Source organism: Candidatus Kapaibacterium sp. (genome assembly GCA_025059875.1).
GTDB lineage: Bacteria > Bacteroidota > Ignavibacteria > Kapaibacteriales > HRBIN21 > HRBIN21.
In genome coordinates this window covers 203125-222353 of sequence record JANXCT010000001.1, presented here as the reverse complement: position 1 = coordinate 222353, position 19229 = coordinate 203125, and the positions used below count along the sequence as shown (strand labels likewise).

Here is a 19229-nt window from a genome sequence, read left to right as displayed (position 1 = left end):
CGCATGGAATTCTTCGGCAAAACCAACATAGACTTTCTGGGCAAGCGACGAATCTTCTTCCTGCTATCGCTGGGCTTCAGTATCATCGGACTTACCGTGACAGCCATCTGGGGCCTAGAGTACGGGATTGACTTTGAAGGAGGCACGGAGGTCGCTATCGAGATTCGGCCAGCCCCTGACGTCGGGGAGATCCGAGCTGCAATTGGCAGCGCTGGCTTCCGCGGGGCAGAGATCAAGTCGTACGGCAAGCCTGACCAATTCCTCATTCGGGTCAAGGAGTCGGCAGCAGATCAGCACGGCAAAGAGCCTACAACCGCCATCCTGGAAGCCCTTAGGACACGCTTCGAGGGACATACCGTCACGCTCCTGAAATCTGACAAGGTAGGCCCGAAAATCGGCGCGGAAATGCGCCTCAACGCACTCTTGGCTGTCATCATCGCAATCATCGCAATCTTGCTCTACATTGCCTTCCGCTTCGAGTTCGTTTACGGCTTAGGTGCAACCGTTGCCCTTGTCCATGACGTCATCATTGCTATCTCGGCTATTGCCATCGTCCACCACCTTGGCCTCCTGCGGATTGAGGTCAATCAGTCCGTTCTGGCTGCGCTCTTGACCGTGGTTGGCTTCTCCATCAACGACACGGTGATCATCTTCGACCGGATCCGCGAGAACCGAGAGCGCTACAAGGGAATGAACCTCATCAAGCTCATGAACCTGAGCATCAACGAGACACTGAGCCGAACGATCAATACTGTGCTGACCACTGTGCTAGTCCTCCTTTCGTTGCTCTTCCTTGGCGGCGAAGTCCTACAAGGCTTCGCCTTCACGATGCTCGTCGGCATCATCACCGGGACCTATTCCTCCATCTTCATCGCAAGCGCCTTCGTTGTATGGTTCATGCAGACTGTCCGTAAGGTGGACTTGGAGACAGAGTATCGCCGCCTCAAGGAAGCCGAGCAGCAAGCAGCCACTGCCCAAGCATAGGTATCCTAATCAGCCGTAGGACGCAAGGTGCCCGTCACAGTCGTCGTCGGTGCACAGTGGGGTGACGAGGGAAAAGGCAAGATTGTGGACTTCCTAGCGCAGGAGGCTGACATCGTCGCTCGCTATCAGGGGGGAGCCAACGCCGGCCACACAGTCACTTACCAAGGACAGCGGCTCATTTTCCATCTCCTTCCTTCGGGAATCCTTCACCCTCACGTCCAGTGCGTCATCGGCAATGGAGTCGTAGTCGACCCGATTGCCCTGCGGGAAGAGCTTGCAACAGTGGAACAGCTAGGCATTCCGACCGTTGGACGGCTCTTCATCAGCAACCGCGCCCATCTCATCATGCCGTACCACAAGCTGCTGGACCAAACTCAGGAGCAGCAGAGCTCACAGCCCATTGGCACCACAGGACGTGGTATCGGACCGGCTTACATCGACAAGTTCCGCCGCAGAGGCATCCGCATTGTTGATCTCCTCCACCGAGAGACGCTCGAAGCCAAGCTCCGCACCAACCTGGAGGAATATAACGCGTTGCTTCGCACCCTCTACAATGCCAAAGAGCTGGAGATCGATGCCATCGTGCGCGAGTACCTGGAATTCGACACCTTCATCGACCCATACATCACGGACACGGCTGCCCTCTTGGCAGAGGCTTTACGACAGGGCAAGCATATCATCGCCGAGGGAGCCCAGGGGGCGCTCCTTGACGTTGACCATGGTACTTATCCTTACGTGACTAGCTCCAATCCCACGAGTGGTGGCGCTTGTACGGGTCTAGGCATTCCTCCGACAGCAGTCACCCGCATCATTGGGGTTGCAAAAGCTTACACTACACGGGTTGGCCATGGCCCCTTCCCCACAGAGCTAACAGGTCCGCTCGGGGATCGGCTGCGAGAACTAGGAGCAGAGTTTGGAGCTACTACTGGACGCCCGCGACGGTGCGGCTGGCTAGACCTGGTTGCACTCCGTTACTCCACTATGGTCAACGGCATCACAGAGCTAGCACTCACAAAGCTGGACGTCCTTAGCTACTTCTCGGAAATCCCTGTCTGTGTCGGCTATCGCCTCGGGACAAAGCGCCTCCGCTTCTTCCCACCTGATTGTGCGACCCTGGAGAAGGTTGAACCTGAATATGCCCTGCTCCCCGGCTGGCGACAGCCACTCAATGGGATCGCATCCCGAAAGAACTTGCCTACAGCAGCCGAACGCTACGTTAGCTTCATCGAGGAGTTCCTCGGCATCCCTATCCGGATGCTCTCCCTTGGTCCGGAGCGCGAAGAGACCATTGTGTGCCCTTAGGTGTTCCTGCCCTGTATTCGTTGGCAAAGCTGCAAGAAGTCCTGCAGCGGGAGCGTGTTGACCACTTGTTCCGGGGGAAATAGTGCTTTGCGCGCAAAGATGATTCCGAGCTCAGTGTAAGCTAACTCAGCAACCGAATGAGCATCGGGATTGACTGCAATGCGGAGCCCCCGTGTACGCCACCGCGCAAGGTGCTCCCAGGAGACATCTAGCCGGTATGGCTGAGCGTTGAGCTCCACGATCTTGCCCAACCGTACGGCTGCCTCAAGGATAGGCTCCAAGTCCACCTCGTACGGGGGCCGAGATAGGAGAAGGCGTCCTGTAGCATGTCCGAGGATGTGAACTGCCGGATGTTCCAACGCCCGCAGAATCCGGGCTGTCATCTCCTGGCGGGATTGGCGGAAGTGAGAATGGACTGAGGCTACGACAACGTCCAGCTTCTCCAGCACCTCCTCAGGATAGTCCAGGGTACCGTCGGGCAGGATGTCTACTTCAGCGCCTTTCAAGATGCGGATCCCTAAACCTGTAGCGTTGAGGCGGTCTATCTCGCGATGTTGCTCTGCTAGACGCTCAGGAGTCAGTCCACCAGCATATCGAGCAGAGGAACTGTGATCACAGATGGCGATGTAGCGATACCCCAGCTCTTTGGCGGCCAGAGCCATCTGGCGGATGGAAGCCTTGCCATCACTCCAGGTAGAATGAACATGGAGCATCCCGCAGAAGTCTGCTTTCGTCACAATCCTGGGGAGCCCATGGTGCCGCACAAACTCAACAAGCCCTCCAGACTCCCGCAGCTCTGGGGGGATCACCGGGAGATTGAGGAGCGCGAAGAGCTCCTCCTCTGTTTGCAGGCTAACGGGAACTCCATACCTGAACAGTGCTCGTTCTTGCGGCTCATACCCCAGTGCACTGAGTTCAGCTTCCAAAGCAGCCACGAACTCGGCCGTACCAGTCGTTCGAAAGAGGCGCCAACCTGCGTGTTCCAAGGGCACTATCTCGACTCGGACCAGCACGTCCGCCTTCCCACGAGTGACGAAACGATCTTCTGCCTCCGGCTGCAACTCTGGCAGTAGCTTTTGGAGCTGCTGAATGGATCGCTTTGGGTGGGGAGAGACCACCAGAAGAACAATCTCTTCTACGACCTCTGCATACCGGCGTAGGGTTCCAGTCACATGTACCTGCGTAACGTCTGACAGCGTCTGGATGCGCTTACGCCAGTGTCGCGCCTCTTGGAGTGCTTCGTGCAAACGCAGCTTCTTCCGGAACTGCTTCCATTGCTCAATGGCCTCCAGGAATGCCTGCTCCATCTTGGGCCCAAAGCCTTTGAGAGTAGCAACACGATGCTCACGGCAGACTTGTTCTAATTGCTCTACACTTGAAATCCCGAGCTGCTCGTACAGCTGCCGAGCCCGTTTAGCCCCAACCAGGGGGAGCTGGGTGAGCTCCAAGAGTCCTTGTGGAACTTGGCGCCGAAGGCGCTCGTAGAGCGCAATTGTTCCTGTGCGCACGTATTCGGTTATGGCTTCCTCCAAACTTGGCCCAATTCCCGGCAACTGACGGAGCGTCCCCTCTTCTACAGCGCGGTGCAGATCGACCTCATGTTCTGCTAACGTACGCGCAGCTCGAGCGTATGCCTGAGCCTTGTACGGGTTCTCCCCGCTGAGCTCTAACAGCAGCGCTAACTCCTCCAGGATCTCCAGCAATCGCTTCTGCTCCTCCATCTGGCCAAGAGGAGAGCCTTCAAGGTACTCGGAGATGGTACTGGAGCAGCAGAGCAGAGACAATCGCCACAGCGTAGCTCTCCGTTCGTTCCCCGAAGTTCACCGGGGTCAGCAGCTCGCCACGTTCAGGACGGCGTCCTAAGAGATTGAGCACACCAATCCCAACATTCGCCCGAAAGTGCCACGCTCCTTCCAGCTCTCCCCCTATCCCAATCCGCCCAAAGAGCCCAAAGCGGTAGACGGGCTCTGGTGGCTTGTGGATGAGCGTGTCCAGGCGGTCTACGACCCTACCTTGGCGAGTATCCACCTGTTCATACGTGTAGCGTCCTCGCGAGACGATGGTCCATCGTGGTTCTACTGAGATGAACCCATACCCCCGCGCCAACGGAAACCGGACGGGCATCCACTCCAAGAACCCCGCAACAGAAGTAACCGTCTGCGCGTAGCGCAGGTAGACATCTATGACCCGTAGCCGAAACCGCTGCAAGCCTTCAAAATAGGTCTGTTCCACCCCCACCCCAATGCGCCAGTCAGCCGCGAAGGGATGAAGGAGAGTGAGGCTGATACCAGGCTGAACCCCACTGAAACCAGAGCCCAAGCTCGACTGCGCAGTGTCACGAACGATGATGGCTGTCCGTGCAGGGTTATTCCCCACTAGCCACGTCGTCGCCAATCCGGCAGTCACTTCCACAACCGACTGTGCCTTTACCGCTACCGCAAGCACGAAAGAGGCTACCCAAACCACGAACGGCAGTTCCCTCATAGACGCTCCACTACGTTGTAGCTACTCTGCCAGAGCGAGCCTTTAACGATCAACTCCCCCAGGAGTCCAAGAGAAATGAGCTGAACACCGACAATGATAAGCCCAAGCCCAAAGAAGACCAACGGCCGATTGCTGAGCGCCGTCCGCCCAAGCGCCCATTCCACAACAAGGATGGCATCAATGACGAATCCGACAACAGCGAACAGCACACCAAGGGTCCCAAACAAGTGGAGGGGGCGCTTCAGGTACCGAGTCGTCAGCAACACTGTCAGCAGGTCCAGGAACCCCTTGACGAACCGGCTTGCGCCGAACTTGGAGTGTCCGTACTTACGGGGATGGTGGCGAACGGGCAGCTCGGTCACGCGGAATCCTTCCCAGTGAGCTAAGGCAGGGATATACCGGTGCATCTCGCCGTAGATCTGCAGCGCTTTAGCAACCTCTCGCCGATAGGCCTTTAAGCCGCAGTTGAAGTCGTGGAGCCGAATGCCACTAGTGAGCGACACAACCGCATTGAATAGCCGCGAAGGGAGAGTCTTACTCAACGGGTCCTTCCGGTGCTTCTTCCAGCCCGACACCAAGTCGTAGCCCTCTCGGAGCTTCGCCAGCAGGTTGGGAATCTCTTCGGGCTCGTCCTGCAAATCGGCATCTATCGTCACAATGTACTGCCCACGCGCTTCGGCAAAACCGACGGCAAGAGCAGCCGACTTTCCATAGTTGCGGCGAAAGCGGATACCACGGACTCTGGGGTTGCGCTCGTGGAAACGACGGATGACCTCAAAGGAGCCATCCGTTGAGCCGTCGTCCACTAGCCATATCTCATACGCCGAGCCAGCAACCTGCTCAGCAACTGCCTCCAGCCGGGGAATGAGCTCAGGAAGGGATTCGACTTCGTTGAAGAACGGGACGATGATGGAGAGGATGCACTCGTCAGCCTCCGCAGCGACCGCGTCCCTATCTTGGTGCTGGGCGTCCCGAACGTTGAGCATTCTTGACGGAGCGTCAGCTGACATGGGCTCTCCGCTGGGCTACGGCCCTAGGAGGAGCGCGAGCACAAAAATAGGCGATTTGCCTGCCATAGGCTTGGCCCGAGAACGCTGGCTTGCCTATCTCGTAATTTTGCCTCCCGTGGTGGCTGAAGCAGGCCTGCTACTGCATTCATTGATGTGCCGCTTTGTAGCTTACATCGGCCCGCCCGTTTTAGCAGAAGACTTGCTCTACAAGCCGCAGCATTCCCTCATCCGCGCCCAGACCATCCAAGCCCAGGAAATGTCCGTCACCGTCAACGGCGACGGATTCGGAGTCGGCTGGTACGTACCAGAACTTGACAATGAGCCATGCGTTTTCCGGAGCATTAAGCCAGCATGGAGTGATCTGAATTTGCGCAATCTCGCCCGCAAGATCTACTCTCCGCTGATCTTCGCCCACGTCCGTGCGGCCTCTCCAGGGTTCATGGTAGAGGAAGTGAATTCGCATCCCTTCTGGTGCGGTCGGCTGATGTTCATGCACAATGGCGTCGTCGGCGGCTTCCGAGCCATTCGCCGGAAGCTACTCCGACAGCTCAACGACACCGCCTACGATGCCATCATGGGCTCTACAGACTCCGAACACCTCTTCGGTCTACTCCTCAACTACATCCATGACCCTTTCGGAGAGGTGAGCTGCGAGGAGCTCGTAGAGGCGATGTGGGCTATGCTGTATGAACTCAGCAACCTACTGATCCAGGCGAACGTTCGAGAGCACTCGTACTTAAACCTCTGCGCAACGAACGGTACGAGTATCGTTGCGATGCGTTATACCACAAACCCGAACGCCCAGCCAGCAACGCTCTACTACATGTACGGCAAGCGTTACTACTGCAACGGTAACTGGTGCGGCATGGAACCGACCTACGGGCACCCATCCGCTGTTGTCATCGCCTCAGAGCCTTTCACAGGGAACCACTCAGACTGGATCAAAGTGGAGCGCAACACGATGATGGTGATTGACGAGACCCTCAGCATCCAGTTCTATCCAATCGAGCTCCCATTTGAGCGTTTCGTGACCGAAGAAGTCGAAGCGGTGTAGGGGAGGCAACTCAGCCATGGACCTACTTCTCGCGGCAATCCCGCTGGCCCCTCTAGTAGGGTTCCTCCTGCTTGGACTGTTGCGTTGGCGTTCTGAAGCTCTCATTGGAACTGTCGGTAGCGGAAGTGTTGGCTTAGCATTCCTCTCCAGCCTAGGTATCCTCGGCTGGTTGCTCCAGCAGCCTGCTACAGAGCGCTCTGTCACTGCCACGCTCTACAGCTGGATCGTGACTGGCAACTTGCGTGTTGACATCGCTTTTCAGGCCGATCCCCTCAGCATTGTTTTCGCCCTGGTAGTCACTGGTGTCGGCTTCCTGATCCATGTCTACTCCATCGGCTACATGCACAACGACCCTGGCTTCCGACGCTTCTTCGCCTACCTGAACCTCTTCATCTTCATGATGCTTGTGCTAGTGCTCTCTGACAACCTCCTACTCACCTTCGTTGGGTGGGAAGGGGTTGGGCTCTGCTCCTACTTGCTCATCGGCTTCTGGTACGACCGTCGGTTCGAGGGGGTGGGGATTATCTGGACGACCGATGCGGGGCGCAAGGCTTTCATCATGAACCGCATCGGGGACGTCGGCATGCTGCTGGCAATGTTCCTCCTAGTCAAGCAGTTCGGGACCCTGGAGTATGACGCAATCAATGCCCAAGCTGCCGCAACACTGCCCGTTGGGACCGAAGTCGTCACTGCTATCACTCTGCTCCTCTTCCTTGCCTGTACTGGCAAATCAGCCCAGATTCCGCTGGCCACATGGCTCCCAGATGCGATGGCGGGTCCCACCCCGGTTTCAGCGCTCATCCACGCAGCAACGATGGTGACAGCCGGGGTCTTCCTGGTCGTACGGCTGGCCCCACTGTTTGCTCTCGCCCCAGCTACGATGACCGTCGTTGCGTTCATTGGAGTATTGACGGCCTTCACCGCAGCAACGATCGGCCTGGTCCAGACTGACATCAAGAAGGTGCTGGCATACTCTACGGTAAGCCAACTCGGCTTCATGTTCACGGCAGCTGGCGTTGGTGCGTTCGCAGCCGCCGTCTTCCACGTCGTCACCCATGCCTTCTTCAAAGCACTCCTGTTCTTGGGGGCTGGTGCCGTCATCCACGCGTTGCATGAACAGCAGAACATCCACCGCATGGGAGGATTAGCGCGGCATATGCCTACGACATATCGAACCTTCTTGATCGCCGGCCTAGCCATCGCCGGAATCCCGCCATTGAGTGGTTTCTTCTCCAAGGACGCAATACTCTGGCATACCTTCGAACGGCTGGGGGCAATTGGCTGGGTCATACTGGTGGCAGCCGCTTTCTGCACGGCATTCTACACCTTCCGGCTTATTGCACTTGTCTTCCGAGGTCAAGAGCGCTTCGACCGGCATCTCCATCCCCACGAAGCGCCTGCCGCAATGCGCATTCCGCTGGTCATCCTGGCTGTCCTCTCCGCGATTGGTGGCTTCATTGGGATTCCGTATGCACTCCTCCCGATTGGCATCAACCCGAATCTTCTAGAAACCTGGCTAGAACCACTCCTAGCTCCCGCAGCGGCCCTCATAGGCAAAGTGCCGATCCTGGCGATCCACTGGGAGGAGTACCTTCTCATGCTGGTGGCAACCGCTGTAAGTCTAGCAGGGATCTGGATTGCTTGGCGCCGCTTTACCACGGAAGATGTGGCAGCTGATCGTTGGCTGGAACGCCTACTAGGCCCTGCATTCCAACTGCTGCGGAACAAGTACTACGTAGACGAGGCATACCAAAAGGCAGTCACAGAGCCTGTTCAGCAGCTTTCAGAACGTTTCCTCTGGAGGTTCATGGATGTAGCCGTCATTGATGGAGCCATCAATGGGATTGCTGCCGCTATTGGGCGTGCTGGCGAAATCCTGCGGCGATTGCAGACAGGGATTGCACAGTCGTACGCGATGCTGATGTTGGTGGGCATCTTGGCGTTGCTCTCTTGGCTGGTGTTCTTCTGAGGTCTGATACGTTTGGCGTAAGTCCATGCAGTGGCTACTGCCGAGCTTGATTGCCGTCCCACTTGGAGGATTCTTGGCTACCCTGTTCCTACCGAGAGAGCGTAGTCGTTGGATCCATGCTGTGGCACTCGGCACCAGCTTGCTGACCCTCGGGCTGGCGATCTGGGTATGGATAGGATTTGACCCCGATCAGCCCGGCTTCCAGTACAGCATCAGCATACGCTGGATTGAGCACCTAGATATTGGCTTCCACGTCGGCCTAGACGGCATCTCGCTGCTCCTGGTACTCCTGACAGCCTTCCTGATGCCAATTGCCATCTTAGCTTCTCTGGAGCCCATTCGCCACCGGCAGAAGGAGTACTATGCCATGATGCTCCTCCTAGAGGCAGCCATGATCGGGGTGTTCGTAGCCCTGGACCTCTTCCTGTTCTATGTCTTCTGGGAGTTGGTGCTTATCCCGATGTACTTCATCATCGGCATCTGGGGTGGGGGGAATCGGGTCTACGCCGCGCTGAAGTTCTTCCTCTACACCCTCGTCGGTTCCTTGCTGATGCTTGTGGCAATCGTTGGTCTCTGGGTCTATGCAGGGCAGCACGCTGGGGGGTTTACGACGGATTATGAGCGGATACGCCAGATAGCGCTGAACATCCCGCTAGAACTCCAACGATGGCTCTTCTGGGCGTTCGCGTTGTCTTTCTGCATCAAGGTGCCACTCTTCCCACTCCACACGTGGCTTCCCGATGCCCACGTGGAAGCCCCTACAGCGGGATCGGTGATCCTCGCCGGAGTCCTCCTGAAGATGGGGACCTATGGCCTCATACGCTTCAACTTGGAACTGTTCCCCCAGGCCACCTTTGAGTACGCTCCGCTACTGGCATGGTTAGGGGTAGTTGGCATCCTCTATGGGGCATTGGTGGCTTTCGCGCAGAACGACATGAAGAAGCTCATTGCCTACTCTTCAGTCAGCCACCTGGGATTCATCGTGCTCGGGATTTTCTCGATGACAGTCGAAGGGCTTCAGGGAGCGATCCTGCAGATGGTGAACCACGGCCTCTCCACAGGCATGCTCTTCCTCTGTGTGGGGCTGTTGTACGAGCGGCGACACACACGGGAGCTAGCCCAGTACGGAGGGTTGGCTCGCATCATGCCGCTCTTTGCTGTCCTTTTGGCACTTGCAGTTCTTTCCTCTGTAGGGCTTCCCGGCCTCAACGGCTTCGTTGGGGAGTTCTTGAGCCTTCTCGGGGCGGCTCAATCGCGCTTCTTGAACAACACGTTCCTGGTTGTCCTAGGAGCCCTTGGTGTGGTCTTTGCGGCTGCATACTTGCTGAAGTTCTACCATGGGCTAATGTTCGGCGAAAGTGGGACGCCAGAAAACTACCACCTCCGAGACCTCAACTGGCTTGAGCGTCTGCAACTCATCCCGATTGTGGTGCTCTTCTTCTGGATTGGTCTCTATCCGCGCTCCTTCCTCCAGGCCAGCGAACTCCCAATCCGAAGCCTGGTAGCGAAGCTGGAGCAGCTACGCTTCGGCGTCTCTACCATCGCCCCTCCAGCACCGGTCCAACAACAGCCTCCAGTACCACCTGTCCTACCGCCAGAGCACCAGCGTCAGCTTGAGGAGCAGCTACGCCGCCAGCAGCCACCGAACCCCTAATGCTGCAGCGATATGTACTGACCCTAGGCGTCACCTCTGCAGTAGTACTGTGGGGTTGCTCTGAAACCCCGGCTCCAACCACCCCTCCGCGTCCTACGGAGCAGCACGGCGTCTACGTACTCTGCGAGGGGCTATGGGGACACAACAACGCAACGCTGGCACGGATTGAGCTTCCCAGCGGCCGAGTGATCCTCGACGTACTCGCCGGTACTGGACAGATCCTGGGAGATGTAGCCAACCACATGCAACTCCTCGGTGACACCCTCTACGTCGTGGTCTCTGGAGCTCGCAGCATTGAGTGCTTCCGGGCCAGCACGGCCGAATGGCTTGGCCGGATTCGCCTCCAACTCAACGAATATCCGCGCTTCCTCTGCATCGTCAACGACACCCTCGGACTGGTTACAGACCTGTATCGGGACAGGGTAACCGCAATCCATCTCCGCCATCTCCGGGAGCTACCGGTAGCATACACTGTTGGTCCTGCCCCAGAGGGCATAGCAGCATACGGTGACCTCGTGTTCGTGGCTAACTCTGGCTACGGTGACTATCGAGCTAACGAGCCTTTAGCAGGGACAGTTTCGGTCCTCTCCTTGAGCCGAGGCTCCATGATCGCTACGCTGCCCGTTGGTCCGAACACGGTCTCTGTCACCGTCAACCCACGCTACCGAAGGCTCTACGCCCTCTACCTCCATCTACCGAGTAAGTGGTCGCAGGACTCTCTCGGAGGCATCGTGGAGTACGAATTACCCTCTCTCCGCCGCCTTCGAGAATGGCGAGCACCCATTAGCGGCTACGATGTTGCTTGGACACCATTGCAAGACACGCTTCTGTTCCTGACTGTCGACGGTGTCTGGGGAGTCTCTATGACCGACACTTCCCGAGAGCCATTCCGGCTTATTTCAAATCCTCAGCCGCGCTACAATGCCTGGTATACCCTCGCCGTGGACGCAGCAGGACGCCTCTGGATTGGGAACGCCCGTACCTATACCGTGGCAGGCGAGGTCCTCTGTATCAATCCCGTAATGGCCGACACTCAGCGATTCTCTGTGGGTGTCAACCCTGGAACGATTGCCTTCTTCTGAAACACGTTGCACGACCTGTAAGCGGTCATGGAGTTCGTACAGCAGCTCTTCGCAGTTGCACCAGTAGCTCTTGCAGGATTGCTCGCAGTCGTAGTGATGCTACTTGACGCAGCAATCCGCCATAGCACTTCAATAAGCTTCTGGGTCAGCACGGTGGGGCTTATAGCAACGGTAGCTGCCGGAATCGCGACGCTCCCCGCCAGCGGCACGGTCTTCGCCGACATGCTCGTTGCTGGCGGCACTGCTGCGCTGTTCGACACTCTACTGGCCGGCGCTGGACTCTTGACCCTGTTAGCTGCCCGCCCCTACCTCCGATGCAGAGAACGCGAGTACGACGAGTTCTACACTCTCCTCCTCTTCGCCGTAGCCGGGGCCATCATCTTAGCGCACTCCGCACATCTGGTGAGCTTCTTCCTCGGTTTGGAGCTGATGTCTGTCTCATTCTACGTTTTGGCCGGCTACTTCCGCACACAACTCCGCTCCGTAGAGGCAGCCTTGAAGTACTTCCTCTTAGGGGCTTTTGCAACGGGCTTCCTACTCTACGGTATCGCAATGGTCTACGGCAGCAGTGGTTCCCTTTCGTACCAAGGGATCGCAACACAGCTTCAGCAGGGGGCTAGTCTACCCACCCTGCTCCTCATTGGACTCGGATTGCTGTTAGTCGGGGTCGGGTTCAAGCTGGCAATCGTCCCATTCCACCAATGGGTCCCGGATGTCTACCAAGGGGCTCCAACGGTTGTCACGGCATTCATGAGCACTGTCGGGAAGGCTGCTGTCGTTGTGGCCTTGGTGCCCCTCTTACAAGCCCTACAGCCTGCGATCGGGGATCGGATCCAAGCTGCCGTTGCTGTCCTCTCTGCGGCAACGATTCTGCTCGGGAACATCGTTGCTGCGGTCCAGAGCAACATCAAGCGGATGTTAGCCTACTCCTCCATTGCCCATGCTGGCTACCTCCTCATGGGCGTCGTTGCCCAGTCCGAACGTGGGTGGATTGGGATGCTGTTCTACGCAGCAGCATACCTCTTCATGCAGCTGGGAGCATTTGTCGTGGTTGCAGTTGTGGAGCATGACAACGAACACCGCTTAGAGCTGGGCGACTATACTGGACTCAGCCGTCAGCATCCCGTGCTGGCAGCCTTGATGGCGGTCTTCCTGCTGTCCCTCACGGGGATCCCACCATTTGCAGGCTTCGTCGGCAAATACTACCTCTTCATCGCCGCACTCGAGGCAGGCTACACATGGCTCGCCGTTGTCGCAGCAGTTGGGACAATGATTTCGGCGTACTTCTACCTCGGAGTGCTGGTGGCCATGTATTTCCGGGAACCACGCGAAGCCCTGGCTCCCACTACCAGCGGAACAGCAGCAGTCACTCTATGGCTAAGCACTGCTGCCGTTCTCGTCCTCGGCATCCTTCCCGGACCACTCCTCCAGCTCCTACAGCACTTCCTCTGAGCCAAAGGCGTCTTTGTAGTGGCGAAGTTGTGGAGGAGCATGCCAAAGCTCAACTGCTATCACATCGAAGCGACATGGTACCTCAGCGAGAGCATGTTGCTGACGGTAAGCACGCGCTGCCTGCACCAACTGGCGCCGCTTACGCTGGGTGAGAGCTTCCTCTGGCAGGCCAAACCGAAGGGAGCTACGTGCTTTCACTTCAACGAAGACCAAAACTTCGTCCTCGTAGGCAATAAGGTCTATCTCGCCCCAACGCCCGACATACACGTTGCGGGCCACAATCTTGTACCCTTGCCCTTGCAGATATTCGGCGGCAATCTCTTCAGCTCTCCTTCCTACAATTCTTTGCGACATTTGCTGATCCCGTTGACGTACCGTTCACCGACTTCCACTGACGACCTAGTTGGCTACGTCTTTCCGCACGGAACCAATCCCTGGGAAACTCAGTTTAAGTAGCCGAGAAACGGCAGCGGGAAGTAACTGGATGCCGCGCTACGTTAACAAAACCGCCTCAGGCGTTCAGATCTCTGCAGGTACCCTTCGACTGCTGATCGCCGACGATCATGAAATCGTGCGCACCGGGCTCCGCCATGTGCTGAGCAAGTATCCCATGTTCGAACTTGCCGGAGAGGCCAGCAACGGTGAAGAGGCCGTTGGGATGGCACGCCACTATCGTCCCGATGTCGTGCTTCTGGATATTGTCATGCCACGCCTCAACGGGATTCAAGCAACTCGTATCCTCCGCGCTACACTCCCCGAGGTACGTGTCATCATCCTCACCTCGTATGAAGATGCCTTCCACGTTGAGCAGGCGCTCCGTGCCGGAGCCCACGGCTACCTAACCAAAAGCATGAAGCCGGAAGAACTAGTGGAGGCCATTCTCTCCGTCAGTGCCGGAGAACAGGTGTTTAGCCCCGCTATCTTGGCTTTCGTCCAAGACCTGGGGATTCCTCGTCCCCTCCTCGGTGAGCAAGACCTCGTTAAGATCACACCGCAAGAGAGCCGAGTGTTACAGCTCATCGCAGAGGGACTAACTACCAAGGAAATTGCTTCCCGACTGGGAATCAGTCCACGAACGGTAGATACCCACCGCGCGCACCTCATGGACAAACTCCGTGCTCGTAGTGTAGCTGACCTCGTGCGATTCGCCCTCCTCAATGCTGATTACCTCTCCAAAATAGGCCAGGGCGCTTCTTGAGGAAGTCTTCGTAACTTACTCCTTGGCTCTGGTCTAGCAGCTGAGCCGATGTCCAACGGCTACAGAACCCTCTTCCTTGCCGTCACAGTAGCGGGCACGCTCTGGGGACAGCCGGTAGAACGCCCCTCAATGTTTGCCGGCACCCATTTCTTTGTGGCCTTCATGCAGAACGAGATTGAGCGGGGCTCCTCACTCCGGCTACAGCTGAGCATCGTTGCTCGCACCCCCACAACCGTATGGCTCCAGCTTCCCACCGAAGCTCACCCCCGGCAGTACCGGCTCGCTGCAGGTGAGCAGCGCTGGATTGCTGTACCGCAGGAATTAGAAGTCCGCACTGTCGAGCGTCCTCTCCGCAGCGCGGTGGAGGTGCGATCAGACGCTCCCGTGGTCGTATACGCTTTCAACAGCCAGACGACCACAACAGACGCGTACACAGCCCTTCCAATCGTAAACTGGGGGACGGAGTACGTTGTAGCCTCCCTCCCGAACGATGCTTATACCCCACGCCCCGGGGACACATCAGCCAACCGGCGTCGAGATTTGACCCTCCGCCGAAGCCAGTGGATGGTCATAGCAGCGTATGACTCTACCGTTGTCACCTTTGTACCTCGCGTCCGCACCTCGACAGGAAAGGCTGCTGACATACCCCACTCCGTTGTGCTCAATCGCGGAGAGTGCTACCTGGTGCAATCAGATTCTACTCCGAAAGGCTCAGGGGATATGACTGGGACGTTCATCCGAAGCTCCAAACCCATCGGAGTCCTCTCAGGGCATGTCCGTGTCTCACTCCCCTTCAACCTGCCGACAGAAGTCGACACAAAGGACCACCTGGTTGAAATGCTCCCTCCGATCCCGACGTTGGGTCGGCGATACATTACCGTCCCCTTTGCCGTCGGCACAGGCGACTGGTTCCGGGCTATCGCTATTGCTCCTCAAACTCGCCTTCGGCTAACCCGAGCTTCAACGGGAACAGTTATAGAGACGGTCCTCCAGAGGCCTGGTGATGTTGCTGACTTCCCAGCAGAAGCCTCTGTCGGTCTGTGGGAAGCCGACCAACCCTTCCTGCTCGTCCAACTGATGTACTCTGCCGTTGTCGGGGGACCCCAAGCCCTCACAGATCCCTACGCCAGTTTCGACCCAGCAATGGTCTTCGTCCCGCCGATAGAGCAGTATGTCCAGCACGCCCACTGCTTTGTGCCAGACACAACTCTATCAGGCCTCAACCAGTTCAAGCGGCACTGGATCAACCTGATTCTGAGTGATGAAGCTGTCTCAGAGCTGACTCTCAACAACGTGCCGTTGACCACACTCGCTCCCGAGGTTAGTTCCCAGCGGCTCCCATGGACCGTTGACGGTAAGCAATACTACTGGGCCCGCCTTCGAGTCGCACCAGGGAGGATCTACGAGCTCCGCTCCCCTCGTGGAGTCTTTGCAGGGATTGTATACGGAACTGGCTACGTCGACTCGTACGCTCTCCTGCTTGGAAGTGGACTTCTCCCTCAGCAGCGGGTTGATGATGAACCACCAGAGTTGACTGCACACGCAGATACATGTGGCCGTGTCACGTTGCGAGGCTCTGACACCCCCGCCGGAATTGCGTGGCTCCTCCCGATCCCTGACAGCACGTGGAACTACACCTGGGAGTACGAACAACCTGTGGCCTCTGAGGCAACCCTATTTGCACGGCCCCAAGACCTCTCCGCAGAGGGACGCCTATACGTCGAGATTCGAGACAATGCCGGTAACCGACAATGGTACAGCTACGCCTACCAGCCTCCCCGCTTACAGTGGAACCCACCACAAGCAGACTTCTCCAACGCTCCCGCGCACTTAACGACGTGTAAGGAAGTCCAAGCCGTCAATCCTGGGCGGGATACGCTCCGACTGTGGGACTACCGCTTCCGAGATCGTCGAATCGCTACGCAGCCTCAGCTCCCTGCAGTAGTGCCACCACAGGACTCCATCTCTATCCGTATCTGTTTCCAGCCCTCTGGCAACCTGGCCCCACTCAATGACACCCTCTATGTCACAGCATCTTGCGGAGTAGTGTTTGCGCTCCCTCTTCGGGGTACGGTGGATTCGCTTGGGCTCTCTGCTCGAGGGTGCTCGTTCGGAGATGTGCTGGTCGGGGAGGAGAGAGCGTGCCTGACACAGTGGATCAACATAGGGACTCGGCCCCTGACGGTCACAGCTGCTCGAATCGTCGGAGGTGGATTGGCCTTTACATTGGATACCTCAGGGCTCTTCCCTCGCACATTATCTCCAGGCGATACTCTACGACTACGGGTGCTATTCCGCCCGCAGCAGCCAGGAGTCGTCTCAGACGACATAGAACTGACCACACTGCCACCGATACCGGTCCGCGCCCGCATCGATGGCCGTGGAATTGCGCCCCTCATTCCCAACGTCTCGCTGGATTGGGGCCGACGTCGGATTGGAAAGCGCTTCGACTCCACTGTGGCGATCATCAACCTCGGAGACAGTCCCACGCAACTCTACCTCATCAGCGACAGCGGCGATACTGAGCTTGGCTGTAACATCGCCGCAGTGCTGACACTCGACGTTGGTGACACGCTCCTCTTCCCCGTCTGGTTCGCTCCGCAGCAGGCACAACGCTACTTGCGCTCCCTTACGCTCCAAAGCTCTTGGCAACTCCATCCTCCAATTACCATCAGGCTTACGGGCGAGGGGACAGCCCCAGAGCTCTCACCCCGAGTCGTGGAGTTTGACACTCTGCCGCTTGGAGGCTTCCAGGACACGCTGGCGGTACTCTTCACTACAGCTGGCAATGAGGCAGTGCGAGTAGACTCGCTCTGGATAGAGGGTCCTGACGCTGCGGCCTTCTCCTTCCTCCAGCTACCACCCGTGCCTTGGGAAGTCATGCCCGGTGGTCTTTTCCAGGTATCCCTCCGCTTTGCTCCGCTGCGCGTAGGGGAGCATAGAGCATGGATTGCCATCTCCCACAACGCTCGCCCGCCCGCTCCATGGGACACAGTGCACGTTCTTCTACGAGGTTTTGGGCTTCCTCCCCCGGACACAGCTACTCCCCGCTGGTCGGTCCGCGTATTCCCACCCGAGGCTACTGCAGCTTGCTCTAAACTCCCCGTAAGACTCTGCCTCTGGAACTGGGGGTCTACTACGATTGTCTGGGACGGCCTGTCAGTGGTAGGCGGGACTTTACTAGATGCTACACCCCCTCCGCCGAAGAGCATTGTACCGGGTGACTCTCTCTGTCTGGTGGCTCTACTAGACGGATTCCCAAGCGGTAGCGTAGCCATACGGATTCGGGCAAGCCTCCGCTCAGAGCATCTCTATCAGGATACGCTACGAGTCAAGCGCTTCATCTGGGAAGACACACTCCGTCTCCACCTGTGGCCACAGCCATGGACGATTGACTGGATGGACTCCCTCTCCTTACAACCTGGAGAGCAAGGCTTGGTTAGCCTAGAAGGGAGTCTACCCGTTTTGGGGAGCCATACTCCTAGCGGCACCATCTGCCTGACATTGCCGCCAGAGGTCTGGTATGTCCGTACCGCAGAAGCAGTGTATGAGCTCCTCGATGGAAGGGGAGGACGCGTGAGTGGCATTGAGAGCTCGTACGAGTTACCACAGGGCTTCTGCTTCCGGGTCGCCCCGGTCCACCTCCAGGTACCCTCCCGTACCCGCTGGCGACTCCTGCTTCCCGTGGAGGCCTATCTCGGTAAAGAACAGCAGTATGCGGTTCTAGCAGTGGTAGTTCCAGACTCAGGAGCCTGCTTCGTCGGGGATACACTGCGGGTGGCTTTCCGTCTCTCCATACCATGCAGCCCATACTTATACTCCGTCCGCCTTCAGGAAGCCCCAGAGGTACGGCTTCTGAGAGTATTCCCCACTCCAGCCGCTGATGCCTTTGCGGCTGCCTTCTGGTGCTCAGCGCCAACGACGGCGCAGCTCCGCCTTCTCAACTTACATGGCCAACCCTTGAAGGAATGGCCGATATCCTTACAGCAAGGAGCGAATTTGCGTAAATTTGAAATAGCTACCCTGCCAGCAGGTTGCTACTATCTGCAGCTTATAGCGGGAACGACACGCCAGCACCATGTGCTTGTCATACAGCGATAAGGCAACCGTGATGGCACGCCGGACCCTCTGGACAGCACTCGCTGCTCAGCTTGTGGCGTCTATAGCTGCTTTTGCACAGTTGGAGCCCAGCCCACTGGCTCCCGAGATCGTACCGCCCCGAATCTTCATCGGGCCAGCAGCAGGTTACAATCGCAGCTTCCACACAGCGAACATCGCCTCCTTTGCGACACAGGCAGAGTGCCCAGTCTTCGAACGGGGATCTGCCAACGGGTTCTTCCTTGGCGTGACGGCGGAGTATATCCTGGGGGATCCTAGGACCTCTCGTTCATCGGTCATCATGCGCCTCATGTTCGACAACCTACCGACACGGTTTGAGGTTACCGGTGGGGCCTACCCAAGCCGTCTGCCAGTCATGATTGCTGGCCGTGACACCCACGTCATTGTCAACACGGCTACACGTCACGTAGCCGAGGTCAGCTACTACACCTTCAACGCCGAACTCCTATATCGGCTAGACATCGGAGGGCTCCCAGTAGGGATCGTGGTTGGCCCGACCATTGGTCTCCCTGTGCGAGGAACCTTCCAGCAGCGCTATGAGCTCACAAGTCCCAACTACGTGGAGATAGAGGGGCGACGCTACATTCCTGTCTTCGTTCGAGATACAACCGATCCCGGACTACGGTACACCAACAACGACCGTACCATCATCGTCCGGGACGGTGACATCGAAGAGCGGAGTAGCCTCCGTCTGGGAGCTAAAGCTGGTGTCCAGTACGAGCTCACTTTCGGACGCTGGCGAGTCATTCCAGGGATCTACTACAACTTCGGGATTACGAAGGTCACGTCACGCGAAAACTGGCGGGTCAACGCCATCCAAGCGGGTGTTGACTTCCGAACCGCCTTTTGACGAGGCCGCTATCCGAGCTCCCGACATATTCATCAGTCGCTCCCTGTGCGCAGGGAAAGTCATTGTCGCAT

General features: G+C 57.6%; 14 protein-coding genes. 10 read left to right on the top strand and 4 right to left on the bottom strand.

Features of this window, described 5'->3' with window-relative positions:
* Positions 1–3: 3 nt before the first annotated feature.
* Together secF and NZ960_01070 are read left to right on the top strand one after the other, a co-directional pair.
* A complete protein-coding gene (secF, locus tag NZ960_01075) occupies positions 4–984 on the top strand; it encodes a protein translocase subunit SecF (GenBank protein MCS7176211.1) in 981 nt (326 codons plus the stop codon).
* A 27-nt stretch (positions 985–1011) separates the two neighbouring features.
* Entirely contained in the window at positions 1012–2286 is a 1275-nt protein-coding gene (locus NZ960_01070) for an adenylosuccinate synthase (GenBank protein ID MCS7176210.1), read from the top strand.
* On the opposite strand, the gene polX is transcribed toward NZ960_01070, so the two are convergent.
* Genes polX through NZ960_01055 form a run of 3 tightly spaced genes read right to left on the bottom strand, consistent with a single transcriptional unit; the run spans position 2283 to position 5780 of the window.
* Entirely contained in the window at positions 2283–4007 is a 1725-nt protein-coding gene (polX, locus tag NZ960_01065) for a DNA polymerase/3'-5' exonuclease PolX (protein MCS7176209.1), read from the bottom strand. The two genes, NZ960_01070 and polX, sit on opposite strands and share 4 nt — an antisense overlap.
* Positions 4008–4026: 19 nt before the next feature.
* Entirely contained in the window at positions 4027–4770 is a 744-nt protein-coding gene (locus tag NZ960_01060) for a hypothetical protein (protein MCS7176208.1), read from the bottom strand.
* Positions 4767–5780 (bottom strand): glycosyltransferase family 2 protein, encoded by a 1014-nt coding sequence (locus NZ960_01055; GenBank protein MCS7176207.1) that lies wholly within the window; start codon positions 5778–5780, stop codon positions 4767–4769. Before NZ960_01055 ends, NZ960_01060 begins: the two co-directional genes overlap by 4 nt.
* Before the next feature lie 151 nt (positions 5781–5931).
* Here NZ960_01055 and NZ960_01050 point away from each other — a divergent pair, with 151 nt between their 5' ends.
* Genes NZ960_01050 through NZ960_01030 form a run of 5 tightly spaced genes read left to right on the top strand, consistent with a single transcriptional unit; the run spans position 5932 to position 12991 of the window.
* Positions 5932–6834 (top strand): class II glutamine amidotransferase, encoded by a 903-nt coding sequence (locus NZ960_01050; protein ID MCS7176206.1) that lies wholly within the window; start codon positions 5932–5934, stop codon positions 6832–6834.
* 16 nt (positions 6835–6850) lie between these two features.
* Positions 6851–8803, top strand: a complete 1953-nt coding sequence (nuoL, locus tag NZ960_01045; GenBank protein MCS7176205.1) for an NADH-quinone oxidoreductase subunit L — start codon at positions 6851–6853, stop codon at positions 8801–8803.
* A gap of 25 nt (positions 8804–8828) precedes the next feature.
* The gene (locus NZ960_01040) at positions 8829–10457 is read left to right on the top strand and encodes an NADH-quinone oxidoreductase subunit M (GenBank protein MCS7176204.1); all 1629 of its coding nucleotides are present in this window, start codon (positions 8829–8831) and stop codon (positions 10455–10457) included.
* Complete coding sequence (locus tag NZ960_01035) at positions 10457–11539, top strand: hypothetical protein (protein ID MCS7176203.1); 1083 nt, start codon at positions 10457–10459, stop codon at positions 11537–11539. The genes NZ960_01040 and NZ960_01035 overlap by 1 nt, the downstream gene beginning before the upstream one ends.
* Positions 11540–11566: 27 nt before the next feature.
* Positions 11567–12991 (top strand): NADH-quinone oxidoreductase subunit N, encoded by a 1425-nt coding sequence (locus NZ960_01030; GenBank protein MCS7176202.1) that lies wholly within the window; start codon positions 11567–11569, stop codon positions 12989–12991.
* Here NZ960_01030 and NZ960_01025 read toward each other — a convergent pair.
* Positions 12974–13345 carry a YraN family protein gene (locus NZ960_01025; GenBank protein MCS7176201.1) on the bottom strand — a complete coding sequence of 124 codons (372 nt, stop codon included), beginning with the start codon at positions 13343–13345 and terminating at the stop codon, positions 12974–12976. The genes NZ960_01030 and NZ960_01025 overlap by 18 nt on opposite strands.
* A 130-nt stretch (positions 13346–13475) precedes the next feature.
* Between NZ960_01025 and NZ960_01020 the strand changes: the two genes are divergently transcribed.
* Genes NZ960_01020 through NZ960_01010 form a run of 3 tightly spaced genes read left to right on the top strand, consistent with a single transcriptional unit; the run spans position 13476 to position 19158 of the window.
* On the top strand, positions 13476–14189 hold the full coding sequence (locus tag NZ960_01020) for a response regulator transcription factor (GenBank protein MCS7176200.1): 714 nt from the start codon (positions 13476–13478) through the stop codon (positions 14187–14189).
* A gap of 48 nt (positions 14190–14237) precedes the next feature.
* Entirely contained in the window at positions 14238–18290 is a 4053-nt protein-coding gene (locus NZ960_01015) for a choice-of-anchor D domain-containing protein (protein MCS7176199.1), read from the top strand.
* A gap of 10 nt (positions 18291–18300) precedes the next feature.
* Positions 18301–19158, top strand: coding sequence for a hypothetical protein (locus NZ960_01010; GenBank protein MCS7176198.1), 858 nt, complete (start codon positions 18301–18303; stop codon positions 19156–19158).
* Positions 19159–19229: the final 71 nt, after the last annotated feature.